10 protein-coding genes, 1 tRNA gene and 1 pseudogene are annotated in these 18,998 nt (G+C 69.1%); 6 read left to right on the forward strand and 6 right to left on the reverse strand.

Annotation, left to right across the window (positions count from 1 at the left end):
• The first annotated feature begins 252 nt into the window (after positions 1-252).
• Positions 253-2,832, forward strand: coding sequence for a DUF3696 domain-containing protein (locus AB0B57_RS19380; RefSeq protein WP_357071198.1), 2,580 nt, complete (start codon positions 253-255; stop codon positions 2,830-2,832).
• A complete protein-coding gene (locus tag AB0B57_RS19385; protein WP_357071201.1) occupies positions 2,832-3,869 on the forward strand; it encodes a hypothetical protein in 1,038 nt (345 codons plus the stop codon). Before AB0B57_RS19380 ends, AB0B57_RS19385 begins: the two co-directional genes overlap by 1 nt.
• A gap of 484 nt (positions 3,870-4,353) precedes the next feature.
• Here AB0B57_RS19385 and AB0B57_RS19390 read toward each other — a convergent pair whose 3' ends face one another.
• From AB0B57_RS19390 to AB0B57_RS19400, 3 genes are all read right to left on the reverse strand, one after another.
• On the reverse strand, positions 4,354-5,082 hold the full coding sequence (locus AB0B57_RS19390) for a hypothetical protein (RefSeq protein WP_357071204.1): 729 nt from the start codon (positions 5,080-5,082) through the stop codon (positions 4,354-4,356).
• 337 nt (positions 5,083-5,419) lie between these two features.
• Entirely contained in the window at positions 5,420-8,542 is a 3,123-nt protein-coding gene (locus AB0B57_RS19395) for a hypothetical protein (protein ID WP_357071207.1), read from the reverse strand.
• 105 nt (positions 8,543-8,647) lie between these two features.
• On the reverse strand, positions 8,648-11,323 hold the full coding sequence (locus AB0B57_RS19400; RefSeq protein ID WP_357071210.1) for a tetratricopeptide repeat protein: 2,676 nt from the start codon (positions 11,321-11,323) through the stop codon (positions 8,648-8,650).
• Between the two features lie 527 nt (positions 11,324-11,850).
• Here AB0B57_RS19400 and AB0B57_RS19405 point away from each other — a divergent pair.
• The gene (locus tag AB0B57_RS19405; protein WP_357071213.1) at positions 11,851-12,420 is read left to right on the forward strand and encodes a kinase; all 570 of its coding nucleotides are present in this window, start codon (positions 11,851-11,853) and stop codon (positions 12,418-12,420) included.
• 41 nt (positions 12,421-12,461) lie between these two features.
• On the opposite strand, the gene AB0B57_RS19410 is transcribed toward AB0B57_RS19405, so the two are convergent.
• The 3 genes and pseudogenes from AB0B57_RS19410 to AB0B57_RS19420 form a co-directional block, all read right to left on the reverse strand.
• Positions 12,462-13,007 carry a hypothetical protein gene (locus AB0B57_RS19410; protein WP_357071612.1) on the reverse strand — a complete coding sequence of 182 codons (546 nt, stop codon included), beginning with the start codon at positions 13,005-13,007 and terminating at the stop codon, positions 12,462-12,464.
• Between the two features lie 354 nt (positions 13,008-13,361).
• A pseudogene (locus tag AB0B57_RS19415) lies at positions 13,362-13,514 on the reverse strand (J domain-containing protein); the annotation flags it as partial.
• A gap of 221 nt (positions 13,515-13,735) precedes the next feature.
• Positions 13,736-13,861: a hypothetical protein gene (locus tag AB0B57_RS19420; protein ID WP_357071216.1), complete on the reverse strand. Its 126-nt coding sequence runs from the start codon at positions 13,859-13,861 to the stop codon at positions 13,736-13,738.
• A 12-nt stretch (positions 13,862-13,873) separates the two neighbouring features.
• On the opposite strand from AB0B57_RS19420, the gene AB0B57_RS19425 reads away from it, so the two are divergent.
• From AB0B57_RS19425 to AB0B57_RS19435, 3 genes are all read left to right on the forward strand, one after another.
• Positions 13,874-16,858: a glycoside hydrolase family 3 C-terminal domain-containing protein gene (locus tag AB0B57_RS19425; RefSeq protein ID WP_357071219.1), complete on the forward strand. Its 2,985-nt coding sequence runs from the start codon at positions 13,874-13,876 to the stop codon at positions 16,856-16,858.
• Between the two features lie 203 nt (positions 16,859-17,061).
• The gene (locus AB0B57_RS19430; RefSeq protein WP_357071222.1) at positions 17,062-18,477 is read left to right on the forward strand and encodes a transposase; all 1,416 of its coding nucleotides are present in this window, start codon (positions 17,062-17,064) and stop codon (positions 18,475-18,477) included.
• Positions 18,478-18,761: 284 nt separating this feature from the next.
• Positions 18,762-18,837: transfer RNA gene (locus AB0B57_RS19435), tRNA-Lys, on the forward strand.
• Positions 18,838-18,998 lie beyond the last annotated feature (161 nt).

The raw sequence follows: 18,998 nt of genomic DNA on the forward strand, positions 1-18,998 counted from the left end.
CAGGGCGGCTCACTGAGCGGCCCGACGCTCCCGAGGGGGATGCCGATGGCCGTGGATTCTTGACCCTCATTGAAGATTGAGTTCGACTAGGTGCGTCTCGGTCAGCCAGCGGGTGATGTCCGAACTGAGTTCGCAACCTCCGCTCAAAGGCGGGTCGTAGCCGCGCCAGACTGCTCACTGGCACAGCAACCTGATCATGGTGTCGATGACCTAGGCTCTTCGGTGGTTTGGGCCACTGGGGAAGGTTCGCCTGTGTCGGAGAAACACGCGTTACGGCTGCTGGAATCGGCACGGAGCATGGGCGTCGAGCGCGGCGTCGACGTCGTCTTGTGGGTGCTGTACGTCCGGTGGCAGACGCTGACCGGTAACGAGGCTGAGTGGACCGCCCTCATGCTGGGCGCTCCGGCCGAAAGGGAACGCCTGGCCATCGGCCCGGAGTGGCTCCAGGCCAATGAGATTGAGTCGTACCGCAGCGTGTTCGCGACGATTGTCGCCGAGGTAGGCCAGCTCGGGGCCGACGAGGTCACCGGCACGTTCGAGGCGGTGTTGCGCCGGCTAACCGAGAGCGGCAGATTCGCTGGCGAGTTCCACACGCCGGTCTGGGTTGCCCACTTGCTGGCGGCGCTCGTCGTTCGCCCTGGTTCCGTCGTCTATGACCCGGCCTGCGGTAACGGGACCACGCTGCTGGCGGCCCATCAGGTGGGTGAGGACGTGGATCTAGTCGGCACCGACGTCAACGAGCGCGCAGCCAGCCGTACCGCTATGCGCCTCCGCCTGCATGGCCTGCTGCCACACATCGAGAGGGGCGACGCGTTCGCCAAGCAGGTGCCCCGGTTCGCCGACGCCGTTCTCGCTCAGCCGCCGTGGGGTCTGCAGTTCGACGATCAGCAAAAGGCACGGTTCATAAGCGCGTGGGGGAAGGACGTCGCCAAGGGGGACATGCCCTGGCTGCTCCTCGCCCTCAACTCGTTGCGGGCCGACGGTCGTGCCGCGGTGGTACTGGCCCAGAGCAGTCTCTCTTCAAGGTACGCGGAGGCGCACGCGTACCTGTGCCACAGCGACGCGGTCGAAGCGATCATTGCGCTTCCCCGCGGCGTGTTCCGGAACATCAGCATCGGGACTGCGATCTGGGTGCTGCGGCGGGGAGTGGCACCGGCAGCGACTGGCCAGGTTCTTCTGATCGACGCTGAGACCCTGGCCCGTACGGTGGGCAGACACGATCTCGAGGTACCGCTGGATGCCGTCGACCGGGTGGCCGGTATGGTGCACCGCTTTCGGAAGACCGGCACTGTCGATGAGCCTGGGCACGTCGCGCGCGTCGTCTTCCACTCTGATCTGGACCCAGTGCGCGGACTCGTTCCGCAGGCATACCTCGCCGAACCACCTGAGGAAGCCGTTACCCACCCCACGCCGGACCGGAACCTACTCACACAGGTCCGGCTCACGAATTTCAAGTCCTTCGGCGCCGACACCCGGATCCCGCTCGCGCCGCTCACCCTCGTATACGGGGCGAACTCCGCCGGCAAGTCGAGCATCCTCCAATCGCTGCTGCTGCTGAAGCAGTCGATCGGCAACCACAGGGTCGTTACTCAGGGACCGTTCACCGATGTCGGCGGCTTCACCGGTGTGGTTCATCGGCATACCGGCGAGAGGGTTGGACTCGGCATAACCTATGGCGCCCTCCCGTCGTGGATACCGCCCGGCGGCACCGCCGATCCCGCTCTGCTCCGGGAGGTCCACTGGACTTTTGGCGACGACGGCGGCCGGGGTGCGCTGCGCGCCACAGCGTTCCGCCTCGACGACCTCGAGCTCTCCTTCCGGGCGGACGACAGCGAGACCAGCGACCGTCTTGTCGCCGACCTCGACGACGTGGCAGCGGTTCTGAAGGGCATCGCCGACGGAGGACTGCTCTACCCCTTCGAGACCGGGAACCGAGACCGCCGGTCCGAAGCCGAACGGGTCGTCCGCCGTCTGCGCGAGCGGAACGTGAATGAACTGGCGCTGCGCGGCGATGGCCTGCTCCCGGCGCCGGAGCCGTTGCTGGACTGGCCGGTCGTGGCCGGGATGGACGAACTCGAGCGGAACCGCCTGCAGGCACACGTCGGCCGTCTGGCGCGGCTTGCCGGAGGCATCTCCACCGAGGTCCGGCAACTACTGGACAGCGTGGTCTGGCTGGGCCCACTCCGCTCGGCACCGCGGCGGTTCTACGACCGGTCGTCGCAGGCCGCAGCCCCCGGCGACGGGCGGCACGTCGCGATGTTTCTGCTCGACAACGCCAGCGCGGTGGACCAGGTCAACGAGTGGCTGGAGCGGATGGAGGTGCCGTACTCGCTGAAGGTCCTCCCGCTTAGCACCGGAGGCGGGGTAAACGTCGTCGGGGACCTAGTGGCGATCGTGCTCACTGACCGCCGATCGCGGGTCGACGTCACTCCGGCAGACGTCGGGTTCGGTATCAGCCAGATCCTGCCGGTCATCGTGGAGTCTCTCGCGCAGCGGGAGTCGATCATCTTGGTCGAACAGCCGGAAACCCATCTGCATCCTCGCCTGCAGGCACGGCTCGCAGATCTGTTCATCGAAGCGACGCGGGCCGGCGGCCGAGGCAATCAGCTGATCGTGGAGACCCACAGCGAGCACCTGGTCCTGCGTACCCAGCGGCGGATCCGGGAGGGCCTTCTCGACCCGGCACACGTCTCGGTCGTCTACGTCGACCAGGACGAGCAGGGCCGGACGAGCGCGCGTCGGCTTCGCCTAGACGACAAAGGTGACTTTCTCGACGACTGGCCGCACGGATTCTTCGACGAGCGCTTGGACGAACTGTTCGGTGACTTCTGATGTACGCCCGGATCGCCATCGCCGCGAACGCCCTCGACACCAGCGGTCTGCCGAACCCGGTAGCGAACCTTGTCCACCGCGCCGCCGCTGAGGGCGTCGCGGTGCACGGACGGCTCGTGTTCGGCAGCAATCAGGAGGCCAGCGAACTCGTCGCGGCGATCCGCCGGGGAGCGGCGCTGCCCCAGGACGCGCGGAACCGGTGGATCGAGGTCCTGACGCACCTCCGGAAGACCAACCGAATCACTGTGCGGAAGCCGGACGCACCCGCGCTCGCGTCGATCAGGGCCCTCGACGACCTCCGCCTGCATTGGGGGGAGGCCACGGACGTCGCGGTCGTCGCGGCGGACGTGGACGAGGTACTGCGCGCGGCCGCTGACCCCGGCCACCGCCCCGAGGTGGCGACCGCAGCGACCTTAGACGACTGCCGTGTGATCCGGCGGATCCGGAGTCTGGCCGAGGACGCGACAGCGGCGTACGGCAGTGACCGCGAGCGGTTCTGGTGCGATGTCCTGGAACCGCTGGCTACCGGGGCTCGGCAGGTTACGGTCGTCGACCGTTACCTCTTCAAGTCGTTGTGGGACCTGGATTCCGGGAAGCACTGGACCAGGCGCTGGCGGGGCGAGCACTTGACCTGGCTGCTGCAGCGCATCGACTCCGTGTCGGACTCGGGGGCGGAAGTCAGGCTGGTCGGCGCATGGGACCCAGGGGAATACTCAGCGATGACTGCGACGAGCACTGCGGATGCGCTCAAGGCCGTATGGGCGCCGGCCGGCGCCGGCCGCCTCGCCAAGGTAACGGTGACGCTTGCTTCGCCTGCCAGGGCTGTCGACTTTCCGCACGATCGACACATCCGATTCAGCACCGGTGCCGCGTTGATGCTTGGGGCCGGATTCGACCGGCTCCGAGCGAGCACGATCTGGGACCAGGATGGCTTGAACTGGCAGTACCGCTGGAGCCCGGGCGCTATCCGGGACGTGGAGGCGAGGGAGCAGAGGACGCTCGCTCTGCCCCATGCCGAGGCGGTCGTCTATCGGTAGCTTCGCCTCTCGGTAGGTGTACGACGACGGAAGGGGCAGGTTCGGTACGGTTCCGACGGTTGGCCGAAGCGGGCAGTAGTCGCACGGGAGGCGACGACGGGACCACTTTGAGGGTGCTCGGTGGGTGCTCGTGCGCCGTGGACGAACACCGGCTACTGGGACGTATGGGACGCCGCGCCTCGCTGAGCTGGGACGGACGCCGAGCTCTGCGGACGCATGCGACGCGGAGGAGCCCTGTGAAACGGCTGCAACTGAACTCTTAATCCGCGGGTTCGGGGTTCGAGTCCCTGGCGGCGCACCAAACCAAGGCCCTGGCCAGCAAGATGCTGGCCGGGGCCTTGCTCGTTACACCCATGTCCGGGTCTCTGCGGTCCGGGGCGGGTCACAGGGTTCACGGGTGACCCGCCCGCGCCCGGCGGCAGCCGTCGACGAACCCCGTCAACGCCCACGACCGGGCAGCACCACCAGGACGCAGGACCAGCGGCTACTCGGTGAGCACCTTCACGGAGTCGGCGCTTCCGCCGTTTCGGTTGACGGCGACGAAGAACTCGCTCCCGACGTGGGTGATGTCTTCGATCTCGTCGGTCAGGTTGTTACCCGGAATGCCGATGTCGCTCTCCACGTCGCCCCCGGACCAGTTGTACTGGTAGATCCAGTTCCACCCGGTATCGGGCGTTGAGTCATTGATCGACTTGCTGTTCCAGATGTAGTTCTCCGAGCAGTCGATGCCCTGGTCGGAACGATTATCGTGACTGGTCAGGTTGCTCTTCACGAGCGTCCATCCACTCGTGAGCGAACCGGCGCCGGGGTGGGTCCACAGACTGCCCAGTCGGCGGGCGGCATATTTGCCGGCGCCGCCGGCCGCCGTCGCGCTGTAGCAGAGGCCACTGATGTTGCCGATCGGCAGATCGACCACCTCAGTTGCGCCAACAGATCCGTTGGCGTTCAGGTGCACGATCGTCACATCGTCGCTGGGAAATGCCGATTGGCTTCCCTGGGTAGCGATCAGGGCCGGGCCCTGGCCCAGGTAGTTCGCGTTGTAGGCGAGGTCGTTACCGTGGCCGAGCTGGGGCATGGGGGTTGGTGCCCCGGCACAGGTCCAGCTGGCGCCGTCCCAGGTCGAGCCGTCGCGCAACCATCGGGACAGCACCGGCTCCCCGGCGCTTCCCTTCGAGAAAATAATGTAAAGCTGGCCGCCTGGCCCCGCCACCATTCCTTCCAGGACCGTACGACCCGCCCTGCACGCGCTGCTGTTCGGGATGTTCAGCCGTTCCGCCCCGCTCCTGTCCGTGGCAGCGTAGGCCGGAACTGCCGAGGCGATAGCGATTCCTATTGAGAGGGCGCACACGGACGCGACAGTTGATAATCTCTTCACTTCAGTGTCTCTCCTTGGGGGTAGGCCGAGGTAGTGTACCAAGAACTGTCCACATGCTCCGGTCGACTTTTCCGCGAAATAGGGCGGTGTGCAATTGCGCCGCGGAATTGCCCTCGAAGGCACTGACGACGAACCGGCGCGGTGCCGGCGCCCGCAGGCACCGGCACCGCTGGATTCAGTTGGCGTGGGTCAGGCGGGTGGTGATGCGCAGCCCCATGATGGTGTCGTTCATCCAGGGCACCCGTTCGCGGTGCAGCCCGGCGGTCATCTGGTCCGCCCACACCTCGTACCGCTGCATGAGCGCCGCCGCGCGGGAGCGCGCGCTGGTGACCAGGCAGTCGCCGAGCGGGTCACCGGGCAGGTTCGAGGCGTTGACGGCGGGCTCGCAGGGCAGCTTGAGGCTGACCTGCTCGCGCAGCGGGCGGTCGGGGTCGAGCGCGCACGGCGGGCTTCCGCACGCCGCGTAGGTGTCGCCCGCCCTGGCGTAGGCGTTGCTCACCTTGGCATCCGTCGGCATGTTCACCGGAATCTGGTACTGCCCGAACAGGTTCGCGGACAACACGTCGTCCGAGTCCAGGGCGTTGGGCAGACCCAACCGGTTGTACGCCTGGAGCAGCCGCGCCGTCGTGTTCATCTTCTTCAGCGCGGCGGGCACCTGCCCGCTCACCTGGGTGCTCAGCTCCCGAACCCGGTCGTACATGGCCTTCTGCCGGGCCTGGAGAAAGCCGCGCAGGGTCGTGGTCAGCGTGGCGTCCAGCGCGGTGTTGTTCGTGGCTGTCGCGCCGCTCGCGAAGGCGTACCGCCCGGACGGCCACTTCTGGGTCAGGCCCTGCTCGGGTGTGGTCTCGCTGTCGCAGTTGAACACCTCGCAGTCGACCTGGTAGACCTGCTCGTCGGGCCAGGTGTAGTCGGCGGTCCGCGAGTTCTGCCACGCCGCGGTGGGATTCAGCCGGAACCGGCTGTGGATCTGCAACCGCAGCTTGCCGTAGTGACGGATCACTCCGGTGCCGTAGCCGGTCGTGCGCGTGTAGACCCAGCTCGGCGCGTAGCAGTAGCCGACCTCGGGCAGCTCCCGTACCCCGGCCGGCGGCTCGCCGGCATGTGGCGTGTACGCGTAGTGGAGTGCCCGCACCACGTTCGACATCAGGTCGTAGCGAACGTTGCTGGGACGGTCGATCTGCCTGGTGCCGCCACAGGCCGGCACCGTCGCCTCGTCGGCCTTCGCCGGTGCCGGCGCGAGCGGCTTGTCCGTGTCCCAGAACAGGTCGTAGTTCTTGGGCGTCCGCACCTGTACGCCGTTGCCGTCCGGCTCCCAGCGGATCTGGGTCTCGTTGGTCCGCACGGCGGCCAGTGCTGTCGACAACTCGTTGGTGGCGCCGACGTACTCGTTGACCAGCCCGGTGATCAGGCTGTTGGCGTTGCCGTCGACCGGCCGGCCGAAGCTGGCGGCGAGGTCGGCGGTGCGCGTGCCCTCCGCCTCGATCTGCGCCGCGCGGCTGGCGCTGACCTGGGCGGCGTACGTCGGATTCTGCAGCATCAACATGGCGTACGCCTGCGCGCCGAGGTTCCACACCGTCGGGTTGCCGACCGGTGTCGCCGGTTCGACGATCGACGGGTCGCGGCCGGCGGCTATCCGCGCCAGATAGTTGATCGACCGGGCCTCACCGAAGCTGTTCAGCACGTTTGTGGGATCGAGTGCCGGGTTGTCGGCGTCGGTCTTGGGCACCACGAAGGCCGCGCCGCTGGCCAGCTGGGTGGAGGCCAGGTGGAACTCGTTCTCCGGACCCACGAACTCGCCGTACGTCGGGATCGGCTGGCCGAAGTTCTCCAGGTAGCCGACGTACTGGTTGATGTCGGAGCGGGCGTCGTGCAGGGTGGCGTCGCCGATCGCGGTCAGCACGGTGGCGGCGATGTCCTCCAGGCGCAGACCGAGCTGGGCGACCTGCTGCTGCACGAGGGTGATCTGCGCGGTGTTGCCGGCGATCGCCGCGTTCAGTTTGTCGAACTGGGCCATCATGTTCGCGTACACCGTGTTGATCTGGGCCTCGACCCGCGCGAAGCTGGCCCGCATCTCGTTGCCGAGGGCCCGCACCTCGTCGCGCAACGCGTTGACCTGGGCGAGGATCTGCTGGTCGAGCGAGGGTCCGCTGCTGCCGAAGAGCCCGACGATCGACATCACGGCTCCGAAGACGTTGCCGGTCATCGCCAGCGTCGCGGTGCTGAAGATCGAGCCGGCCAGGCCGCGGCCGGTGATCGCCGCCGCGTACTTGGAGATCGCGCTGATGGTGGTGAGGACCGCCTCGCCGATCACCTTGGACTTCTTGCCGGCATCGGGGTCGGCGAAGCCGATGATGGTGGAGACCATGCCCACCCCGGCCTTGATGTCGGAGATCGTCTGTTGTCGATCCTTGTCCCGGTCCTCGGCGGCCTTCTTCGCCGCGGCGGTGCACTCGGCACTCGGTGGCCCCTCCGGCGGACACTTGCGGTTGTTCTCGCCGATTTCGAGACGGACCTCCAGGCTCAGGCCGAGCAGCTGCGCGTGCAGGGTGGCGAGTTGCTGCTTGGCCGCCGCGACGTACGCCACCGAGTCGCCCTGGAGCGCCAGGATCGCGTCGAGGTCCACACGGGAGAGCCCGGGATCCGCCGTGAGCTCCTCGTAGGTGCTTGTCACGTCCACGCCGAACGGCGCACCGAGCACGGCGTTCCAGGCGGTGGCCACCGGCACGCTGCCCGCGCCCGCCTGCCGGACCGCGGACCAGACGGTGGCGAGCGCGTCGTCCCGGCCGCGCAGCCACTGGGCGGTGCGCAACGCGCCGGACGCCAGCTCCTCGCGGGTGTCCCACGGTTCGACCGATTTGCCGATCACGGCTCCGACCAGGCCGGTCACCTCCGGCGAGGTCCGGGTGTCGCCGCCGGGGGCGCCGAGCAGGATGTCGACGGACTTGAGCAGCAGGTCCTGCTCGGGCACCAGCAGGTCGAACGCGGTAAGTGAACTGTCGAGCAGCTGCTTGCGGGCGGTGAGTTGGGTCTGTGCCTGTGCGGCAGTGGCGTTCGGGTGCAGCCGGTGCCACTGGACGAACTCGGCCGACAGCACGGCGGTCCTGATCCGATCGGCACCCTGGATGTGGATCTCGGCGACCTGTCCGAAGGCCCGGTCGGTGAGCGTCGCCTGAGGGATGGGGACGGGAACGGGATCGGCCGACGCGGGTACGCCGGACAGCACGCCGGCCGCCGCGACGGCGACCACCGTCGCGACAGCCGCCCCGCGTCTCGCCCGCGAGAAACGTTTGATTGTCATGGCGCGAACGTATTGAGCAGCCTGAAGCGGCGCTGAAGCGGCGCTGATTCGGCAGGTCAGCGGCGGTTTTCCGGGGGATCGACCCGGCGTCTGGCCGCCGCCCGGTCAGCTCGGGCGCGGCTGCGGTTCGCGGTGCTCGGAGGGGTCCGTCGCGCTGTCGGCCAGCAGGCCCAGTTCGGCAACCTTGTCGGTGTTGCCGAGTTGGGCGTAGAGCGCCTGCGCGTCGACGAACGCCCGGTGGGCGGCGTACGCGTCGACGTACAGGTACGCCTTTCCGAGGGTCGTCAGCGAAGCCGCCTGGAACGAGTGCCATCCCCGGGTCCGCCAGATGGCGACGGATGCCTCCAGGTGACGGATCGCGTGGGCCGGTCTGCCGTCGCGCAGCTCGATCTCGCCGAGGACCGCGTACGCCTCGGCGAGATGGTGCCTCATGTGGTAGCGGCGACTGAGCGTCAGAGCGGTCTCGGCCGTCTCCCGGGCGGTAACGTCGCCGCGTTCCAGGTAGAGGCGGGCCAGTGCGAGAACGGTCAGCACCTCCGGGTAGTGATCGCGGTGCGCACGGGAGATGGCCAGCGACTCGTTGAGCATCCGCTCGCTGGTCTCGTGGTCACCGAGCTGCCGGTACGCGATCCCCAGGTACTGCAGGCCGGTGGCGACCCAGCGCATGTTGCCCAACGCGCGCGCGTTCTCCAGCGAGGCGAGGGCATGACCGATCGCGAGGTCGACGTGCTGCTGCTCGTAGTAGGCCATGGCCAGCGCGAGGTTGCTCCGCGCCTGACCGCCGAGGTGGTCCGACCGTTCGGCGAGGCTCAGCGCGCGGGTCGCCATCGCTGTCGCCTCGGGGTAGGCGCCGCCGGCGCTCAGTGCCCACGAGTACATGACGGCGGCGTCGGACGCGCCCGCGTCGTGCCCGAGGGCGGCGAACATCTCCAGGAGACTGCGGGCCTGGATGCTGGAGCGGGCCATCGCGTCACCGTCGCGGTCGTCGGTGATCCAGGTGGTCACGTCGAGCAGACCGCGCAGCATGACCGCCTCGCCCAACCGGTTGCCGGCGTTGCGGCAGACCGCCATCGCCTCGGTGTTGAGGCTTGTCCACTCCGTGTACCTGCCGCGCAGGTCGAAGTATTTCTCCAGACAGCCGGCCAGGTCGAACGCCAGGTCGTCCAGGCCGAGCCGGCACGCCTGGCGAACCCCGGCCTGCAGGGCGGCGCATTCGGCGTCGAACCAGTCCGCGGCGGCGACGCGCTCGGCGTAGTCGTCTGCCCAGTCGAGTGCGGTGTGCGGTGCCCGGCCACTGATCGGCGCGTAGCAGGGACCCGGGATCCACCTGGCCATCCGCCGTGCCAGTGCGAGCCAGCCGCCCAGCCCGCGCTGCACCGCCTGCGTCCGCTCGTCGGGCTCGACCTCCAGCTCGGCGCACCTGGCGGCGAAGAGCCTGGTCAGGTCGTGGAACCGGTATCGGGTCTGCCCGGCGGCGTCGAGCCCGTCCACGACCAGGAGTTGGGCGTCGACAAGCGCCTCGGTGTGCTCGATCGAACGCTCCGGGGGGCAGCCGAGCACCGCGGCGGCCAGGGTCGCGGAAAAGTCCGGTACGTCGAAGAGGCCGAGCAGCCGAAACAGCCGCTGCGCCTCCGGTGCCAGCCCGCGGTAGCTGATGGCCAGCGAGGCGCGTACCGTCAGATCGCCCGTGACCAGCCAGTCCAGGCGCCGCTGTTCGTCGTCGAGCTGCTCGACGAGGTGCGCGAGCTGCCAGGTTGGCCGCGCGGCCAGTCGGGCCCCCGCGATGCGCACCGCGAGGGGCAGGTATCCGCACAGCTTCACCAGGTCGGCGGCTGCCGTGGGCTCGCCCACCACCCGTTCGTCGTCGGCGAGCCGGGCCAGGAACTCGACCGCCTCGGTGGCGGAGAGGACGTCCAGGTCGATCCGCCTGGAGCCCTCGATCGCGGTCATCCGCGCACGACTGGTGATCAGCACGGCACACGGGGCGGCCCCGGGCAGGAGGGACCGGACCTGCCCCTCGGAGACCGCGTTGTCCAACACCACCAGGACCCTGCGGTTGGCCGTCCGGGTCCGGTACGCCTCGGCGCGTTCCGCCGGGCCGGCCGGGATGGCGCGGTACGGCATGCCGAGCGCCCGCAGGAACCGGGCCAGCACCTCGGCCGGGTCCACCGGGCTGGCATCGGCGTTCGTCAGGTTGGCCCAGAGCTGACCATCCGGGTACGCGGCCCGGACCAGGTGCGCGACGTGCGTCGCGAGTGCGGTCTTGCCCACCCCGCCCATCCCGGCGATGGTGGTCACCGGCAGGGCGGCGGGTGCGCGGCCGTCGTTGCGCTCGTCGGTCAACCGGTGGGTCAGCGTCGCGACCTCGGCGGCGCGCCCGGTGAAGTCGGCGATGTCCGGTGGAAGCATGGCCGGTGACGGCCAGGCCGGCTCGGCGGTCGACAGGTCGGCCCCCTCGTCACGGGCCCCGCCGCCAACCACGTGCGTGGCGTTGACCGCCAGCGCGTTGCGTTCCCGCACCCAACGGGCGGTCGACGCTTCGTCCAGGCCGCAGGCCCGCGTGAATGTCACCACGAATTCCCGCCTCGGCAGACTGGTCCGGCTCAGCACGGAGGCGATCGTGCCGAACGGTAGCGCATCCCCGGATGCGGCGGCTTTGGCCGCCAGTTGTCGGTAGGTCAGCCCGGACCAGAGGCGCAACTGTCGCAGTGCGCCGACGAACTCCATTGGTGTGGCCGTGCCTTCAGGTGCCGGTGGACTACCGTAAAGGTCGGGCTCCATCTGCTGATCTTCCCCGAATTGTCGACCAGGCGCACCCGCTGGCCTCGCCCGGCGGTGTCAACATGCGCTTCTGTGACCAACTCTCGGAGCTGCACCGGGATGCGGCAACGAGGAGTCGCGAGGCTTGCTGAAATCTTGAGCTCAAGGGAGCCGCCAAGGCCGGGCATGCCTGACTGCTCGTGCGCGAACCCTTACCGTACAGGCGATCCGGGCTTCTGCCGAGGCGTCGCTGACATCGGCCCGGATGCTGGGTTAGGGCAGGTCGGGTGAATCTCGCACAGTCCCAAACATTCGCAAAAACTTCCCAGCTCGCAGGGCCGAGTCTGCCGTCATAGCTTCGGCGGGGCGGAGCGAAACGCCTGATTCGGCTCTGGTCCGCGAATGATATCGAACCATGCGCTCAAAGTAATTGACGCACCGCGGACGTCAATCAGCTTTTCGTCCGGGGTTAGTCTCGGCTTCCGGGCCGCACGGTGCCGGCCGTCGCCGGCGCGACGAAACGCGACGACTTGCTGCGAGGGGGCGATGTGGTCGCCGAAGCCGTACCGACCGGCAGCCCGGCGACGATCCTCGTCTGCGTTCGCGGCAACTCCGGCTCGGGTAAGAGCAGCATCGCCAGGGAGTTGCGGCGTCGGCACGGCCGGGGTTGTGCGCTTGTCGAGCAGGACTACCTGCGGCGCATTGTGCTGCGTGAGCGGGACAAACCCGGCGGCGCGGCACCGGCGCTGATCGGGCAGACCGTCCGGTTCGCGCTCGACCACGGCTACCACGTGGTGGTGGAGGGCATCATGCACGCCAGCCGCTACCGGAGGATGTTGACGGGCCTGCGGGACGGGCACCGGGGGCGGTCGCTGTTCTGCTATCTCGACGTGTCCCTACCCGAAACCCTGCGTCGGCATCGCACCCGGCCACAGGCGGGCGAGTTCACCGCCGAGCAGATGAGCGGCTGGTACGCGGCGCACGACGTCCTGGGCTGGCCGGACGAACTCGTCCTACCGGAGACCACCACGTTGGAGGCCGCCGTCGAGGCCATCGCCGCAGCCTCCGGGCTGCCCCAGACGGGACGGGACGAGGACGTGCTCCCGATCGTCCCGTAGCCCGTCCCGCGGCCCCGGCCGGTGGAACGGCCCGGCGCGACTCACCGTAGCCAGCGGACGTGTTCCTCGACCTCGCGGACCGCCCTTCGCCACACCGTGCTGACCTGCGCTCCTGGCTGAGACGCGAGATGGCGGCGGGCGGCCCACCCGGCCAGCGGCCGGTCCGCGACCCGGAACAGATTGTCGAGCTGATCCAGGGGCGAACCCGCGGCCAGCAGATTCAGCACGTCGTCGAGGCGGAACGCCTCCGCGATCTCGCCGACGACGTCCCGGTGGGCGACGAACAGTGCGGGCACCCACTGCATGGGTGGGAAGCGCAGGCTGTGCAGGATGAGGTCGAACTCGTAGAAGTGTTCGTCGTCGGGCTCGAAGGCCGCGTCACCGATCCGGTCCAGAATGCTCTCCCAGCCCGGAACGCCCGACAACTCATGTGCCTCGACCCGGGCCAGATACGTGCGCATCGAAGCGACGGATCTGAACAGGAGGAGGTGACCCTGGGCGCCGGGGAAGGCCGCCTCGGTTCGCTGGTCGTCGAAGTAGGCGCGAAGGGTGTAGCCGATCTCGCCGCGCCGCAGGGTGATCGCCACGGGATGAACGCTCGAATCCGTGCCCCATGGGGAACCCTGCTGCTGACTCGTGCCGTCGCATCGAGGGTGCGTCCACCGTGCCCTGGGGTGCTCGCGTTCGCGGGTCTCGCGTTCACGATCCTGACGTTCCCTGCGCAGACGCTCGGGATCCTGCCGTTCCCGGGCTTCGCGGTCGCGGGCTTCGCGGTCCTGTCGCGCACGGTCCTGTCGTGCACGGTCCTGTCGTGCACGGTCCTGTCGTTCGCGGGCCTGTCGCTCGCGGTCCTGTCGCTCGCGGGCCTGGTGTGCACGGGCCTCGCGCTCGTGGGTGTCGGTCAGGTGTTTGTACGCCGCGTTGATCCGCTGCATCTGCCGGGTCACTTCGGCGCGGACACTCTCCGGGCTCGACTGATGCCGGTCCGGATGCCAGATCTGCACGAGAACGAGGTAACGCTCCCGAATCTCCGCGACCGACGAATCGCGTGTCACGCCGAGGAGCGTGTACGGATCCGGTCCGTCAGAGGGCATGGATTCCACCGGATCTCATGGCTGATCGGGTCACGCACACCGCGGCGATCGTAACAGCACCGTCGATTCGTCCGTGCCCGTCGCAGTGTGCCGCGGCGGCCCCGGCCGAGGAAGGGCTGCCTCGCCGAGACCCGTGGGGGCTCGGGGCAGTGCGCCGGGTGGACCGGCCGGGGTATTGCCCGGTCATTGGCCGACATCTATAGTTGCGCGGATCACAACAATCATGGCCGTGGTGGTGCGGCCGGGTCGTCGAAGCGCTTCGACGATTCGTCGTTCAGGCCCGTCAGCCGGGTGTCGAGCCTGGCCACGCCGGTCGGGGCGCCCATCGGGCGTCTGTCGTACGACATGAGGAGAAGCAAATGGGGTACAAGCGCCTTCGGCGCGGAATCGCCGTGCTCGCGCTCGTCCTACTGGCACTACCGGCCGTTCCCGGCACCGCCCTCGCCGAGCCCACCTACCCGTTCCGAGATCCGCACCTGCCGGTGAACGCCCGGGTCGACGACCTGCTCGGACGGCTCACCCTGGACGAGAAGATCTCGTGGCTGCACCAGTACCAGCCGGCCGTTCCCCGGCTGGGCATCGGCCTGTTCAAGACCGGCACCGAGGCCCTGCACGGGGTGGCCTGGTCGACCGACATCGACAACAACGGCGCTGTCGTCAAGGCCCGCGGCACGTCCTTTCCCCAGCCGGTGGGCATGGCGAGCACCTGGGACACCGACCTGATCAACCGGGTCGGCTCCGCCGTCGGCGACGAGGCGCGCGGCTACCACGCGCAGAACCCCCGGGTGTGGGGTCTCAACCTCTGGGCGCCGGTGGTCAACCTGCTGCGCGACCCTCGCTGGGGCCGCAACGAGGAGGGCTACTCCGAGGACCCGATGCTCACCGCCGCGATCTCCACCGCGTACGGCTCGGGCATGACCGGCGGCGACCCCGACCACCTGAAGAGCGCACCGACCCTGAAGCACTACCTGGCCTACAACAACGAGATCCGGCGCGACGTCACCTCGTCGAACGTGCCGGCCCGGGTGCTCAACGAGTACGAGCGAGCCGCGTTCAAGCCGGCCCTCGCCGCCGACGCGGCGACCGGGGTGATGGCCGCGTACAACCTGATCAACGGGCGGCCCGCAACCGTGGATCCGGACCTGGCCACGGTGGTGCGCGGCTGGACCGCCCAGCCGCTGATGAACGTCACCGACGCCTGGGCGCCGAACAATCTCGTCGCCTCCCAGGGCTACTACGCCACCCAGGCCGAGGCGAACGCCGCGATCATCAAGGCCGGCCTCAACAGCTTCATCACCGACGACACCAACGCCCAACCGACGGTGACGGCCATCAAGCAGGCGCTGGCGACCGGTCTGCTGACCGAGGCGGACATCGACGCCCGGATCCGGGAGATCCTGAACGTGCGGTTCCGGCTGGGTGAGTTCGACCCGGGCGGCGGCCGCCACGGCGGCATCACCCCGGACGTCATCAACAGCCCGGAACACCAGCGGCTCGCCCGGCAGGCCGCCGGTGAGGCGATGGTGCTGCTGAAGAACTCCCGACAGGCTCTTCCGCTGGACCCGGCCCGGACCCGCAAGGTGGCCGTGCTCGGTCCGCTCGCCGACACCCTCTACACCGACTGGTACGGCGGCGACCTGCCGTACGAGGTGACGGCGTTCGACGGGATCCGCGAGCGGCTGGGCAACTCCGCGAGCGTCAACGCGCTCGACGGGGCCGACCGGATCGCCCTGAAGGACCCGGCCACCGGCCGGTACGTCACGGCCACCGGCACCACCGACGCCGACCCGGTCGCCGCCACCGGCACCACGGCATCGCCCGAAGCCCAGTTCGACGTGGTGGACTGGGGTCAGGATGTGGTGACGTTGCGCAACGCCGCCAACGGCCGCTACCTCGGCTACAACTGGGGGCCGTTCGTCACCCGCGACGCGCAGCCGAACGGTTGGTACGTCCAGCAGCAGTTCAAGCTGGAGCCACAGGACGACGGCAGCGTGGTGCTGCGCTACGTCGGCTACGAGACCAAGGAGAGCTGGTTCGCCCCCGAGAAGTATGTGACGGTCGGCGACGACGGTGCGCTCAAGCTCGGCGCGTCCACCCCGGCCGCCGCGACCCACTTCAGCCGCGAGGTGATCAGCAGCGGAATCGACCGGGCCGTGGCGGCGGCCAAGGCGGCCGACACCGCCGTGCTGGTCGTGGGCAGCAACCCGTTCATCAACGGACGCGAGGCGCACGACCGCACCTCCACGGCCCTCAGCGCCGGCCAGGAGGCGCTGGTCAAGGCCGTGGTCAGAGCCAACCCGCGTACCGTGTTGGTGCTCCAGACCAGTTACCCGGTCACCACGACCTGGGAGCAGGAGCACGTCCCGGCGATCGTGTGGACCACCCACGCGGGCGCCGAGACCGGGCACGCGGTGGCCGACGTCCTGTTCGGCGACCGCAACCCGTCCGGCCGGCTCACCCAGACCTGGTACCGATCGGACGGGCAACTGCCGCCGGACCTGCTGGAGTACGACATCATCTCGTCCGGGCAGACCTACCTGTACAGCACCGCGAAACCGCTCTACCCGTTCGGCCACGGGCTGTCGTACTCCCGGTTCCGGTACGGCCAGGCGCGCACCGGCGACCGGCCGGTCGCGGCCGACGGCACCATCACGGTCAGTGTCGACGTGACGAACACCGGCAGCCGGGCCGGGGCCGAGGTGGTCCAGCTCTACACCCACCAGCGCACCTCGCGGGTCAAGACCCCGAACCGTGCGCTCAAGGCGTTCCAGCGGGTGCACCTCGCACCCGGGCAGACCCGGACCGTGACGTTGCGGGTGCCCGTCGCCGACCTGGCGCACTGGGATGTGACCCGCAGCCGGTGGGTGGTCGAGTCGTCCACCCACGACCTGATGGTGGGCGCGTCGGCCGAGGACATCCGGGCCCGGACCGCGGTGCGGGTGCGCGGTGAGACGGTTCCGGCCCGGGACCTGTCCCGGACCACCCGGGCGGAGAACTTCGACAGGTACGCCGGGGTCCGGCTTGTCGACGAGACGAAGGCCCAGGGTACGGCCGTCGGTGCCACCGCGGCGGGCCAGTGGATCTCGTTCGCCGGTTCGGCCCTGCGTCCGGGAGCCCACACCTTCACCGCGAGGGTCGCCAGGGCCGGCGCGGACGTCGGCACCATCCAGGTGCGGCTGGGCTCGCCCACCGGTCGGCTGCTCGGCACGGCCACCGTGCCCAGCACCGGCGACGACTACCGGTACGTCAGCGTCAGCGCCGAGTTGGCCCGCGCGGCCGGCACCCATGACGTGTACCTGGTGTTCGACTCGCCGCTGCGGCTCGCCGACTTCTCCATCAGGTGACCGGAGCCCGGGTCGGGACGATCGTCGTCCCGGCCCGGGCTGGTCGGTCCTCGCGATGGGCTGGTTCGGCACGACTCAGGGCCGGTCCCCCGGAGGACCGGCCCTGAGCTGTCGATCGCGAACAGGACCAGCTGCGACATCGCTAGTGCTGTGTCCACTAACGTTGGCCGGGTTGTGTCAGACCCTCGTGGTTGGCTTCGGATATGCCCAGACGTAGGGATTCGGTGGCGCCGCGGGTGGTGCATCGCACCGCCCGGGTCGGCCTGCGTCTGACCCGGGCGCAGCGGCAACGCTGCTTCGGCCTGCTCCGCGCGGCCGGGGATCTTTGGGCGTGTGTATTGGAATACAACAGCTGGCGGCATCGTCGTCAAGATCGGCCGGTCGCGAGCTATCAGGAGTTGTGTCGACTGCTCGCTGCGTCTGGTCCGGGCACGTTCGGTGAGCTCGACTCGACCGGCGCCCGGTCGGTGTTGCGTCGCTATTCTGATGCGTGGTTCAGCGCTGCCGCCCGCCGTAGGGCGGGGCATGGTGAGGTGCGGTATCCGCGGCGGCGACGGTCGTTGATGCCGGTCCGTTGGTATCACGGCACGTTCGGTCTGAGTGAGCGGCGGCTGCGGTTGCCGACCTCGGCCGGGAGCCCGCCGCTGGTGGTGCGCCTGGACCGGGCGGTTCCCTACCCTGATGATGCGGTGCGGTCAGTGACGCTGGTGTTCGATCAGGGGCGGTTGTGGGTCGAGGTCACCGCGGAGCTTCCGGTCGCGACCTACTCTGCGGGTCAGGAGCCGGAGCGGGGGCGGGTCGCAGGGGTCGACCTGGGCATCATTCACCCGTACGCGGTGGCAGCCGGTGATGGGCAGATGTTGCTGGTGTCCGGGCGGGCGATCCGCGCCGAGCACCGTCAGCACCTGGCCGACACGAAAGGCCGCCGCCGGGCGACCGCGGCCCGTGCGCCGAAGAGGGGCCAGCGGGGTTCGCGGCGGTGGCGCAAGACCCGCCGGCGGGCTCGGCTGATGCAGGGGCGGCATCGGCGTCGGGTACGGCAGGCCGGGCACGAGGCCGCGAAGACCGTGATCGGCTGGGCAGTGCAGCACCGGGTCGGGACGCTGACCGTCGGTGACCCGCGTGGTGTCCTCGATCTGCCGGCGGGTCGGCGGCACAACCTGCGGTTGCGGCAGTGGCAACTCGGCCGGGCGATCGCGGTCCTGAAGGACAAGGCGGAGCTGGCCGGGATCACCGTGCATCTGGTCGATGAGCGGGGTACGTCGTCGATCTGCCCGGTGTGCCGGCGCAGAGTGGTCAAGCCCCGCGGGCGGACCATGGTGTGCAGCAGTTGCGGGTTCGTCGGGCATCGTGATGTTGCCGCGGCGTTCACCATCGCCACCCGGACCCCGGGCGGCGTCACCACCACCGCACCCGACACGGGTGCGGTCATCACGCACCGTCGAGCAGGCCGACACCTTCCCGGTGCCGGGCTGTCCCGGCGTGACCCACGCCGCCCACCAGCGGTGTCAGGGTCGGTTGGCCGGCTGAGGCCCGCCCCACCACCGGTGGGGAGTCGCTCGCTTCGACAACGGCTGGGCGAGGAACCACAACACCACCGACAACCCGGTGAACGTTAGTGGTCACAGCACTAGGGTTCCTCCTGATCACCAGGCATTTCCGGTAAACTTTCGGTATATATTTGGTGACTGTAAGTACTACATAGATGTCTGTCAATGTCAATGGGCGATGAGCAGCCAGGAAGTCGGCCTCTGGTCTGCAAGCCTGGCCCGTTCTGGTTCGCCGAAAATTTCGGTGCCCGTCCTGTGTCGGCCGAAGGTCGCGGGGCCGGCCGGCCGGCGGACGTGGGGTCATGGAAACGCCCGTCCGCGGCGGTGTTAACGTCTCATCCCGTTGCCGGCGAGCGCCGCTAGCTCAACTGGCAGAGCAGCGGACTCTTAATCCGCGGGTTCGGGGTTCGAGTCCCTGGCGGCGCACCAACGATCAAGGCCCCGACCCGGTGGGATGCGCTGGGTCGGGGCCTTTCGTGTGCCTGGGTGGTTGGTGCTCTCACCGACGGGCGGGCCGGCCGGAGGGCCCGGCTGTTCGCGGACGCGGGCGCGGGCGCTCGCGCCCCCGTGGCCCAGGGTGTGACCGTCGC

Origin of the sequence: Micromonospora sp. NPDC049101, assembly GCF_040648675.1 — a bacterium.
Taxonomy (GTDB): domain Bacteria; phylum Actinomycetota; class Actinomycetes; order Mycobacteriales; family Micromonosporaceae; genus Micromonospora.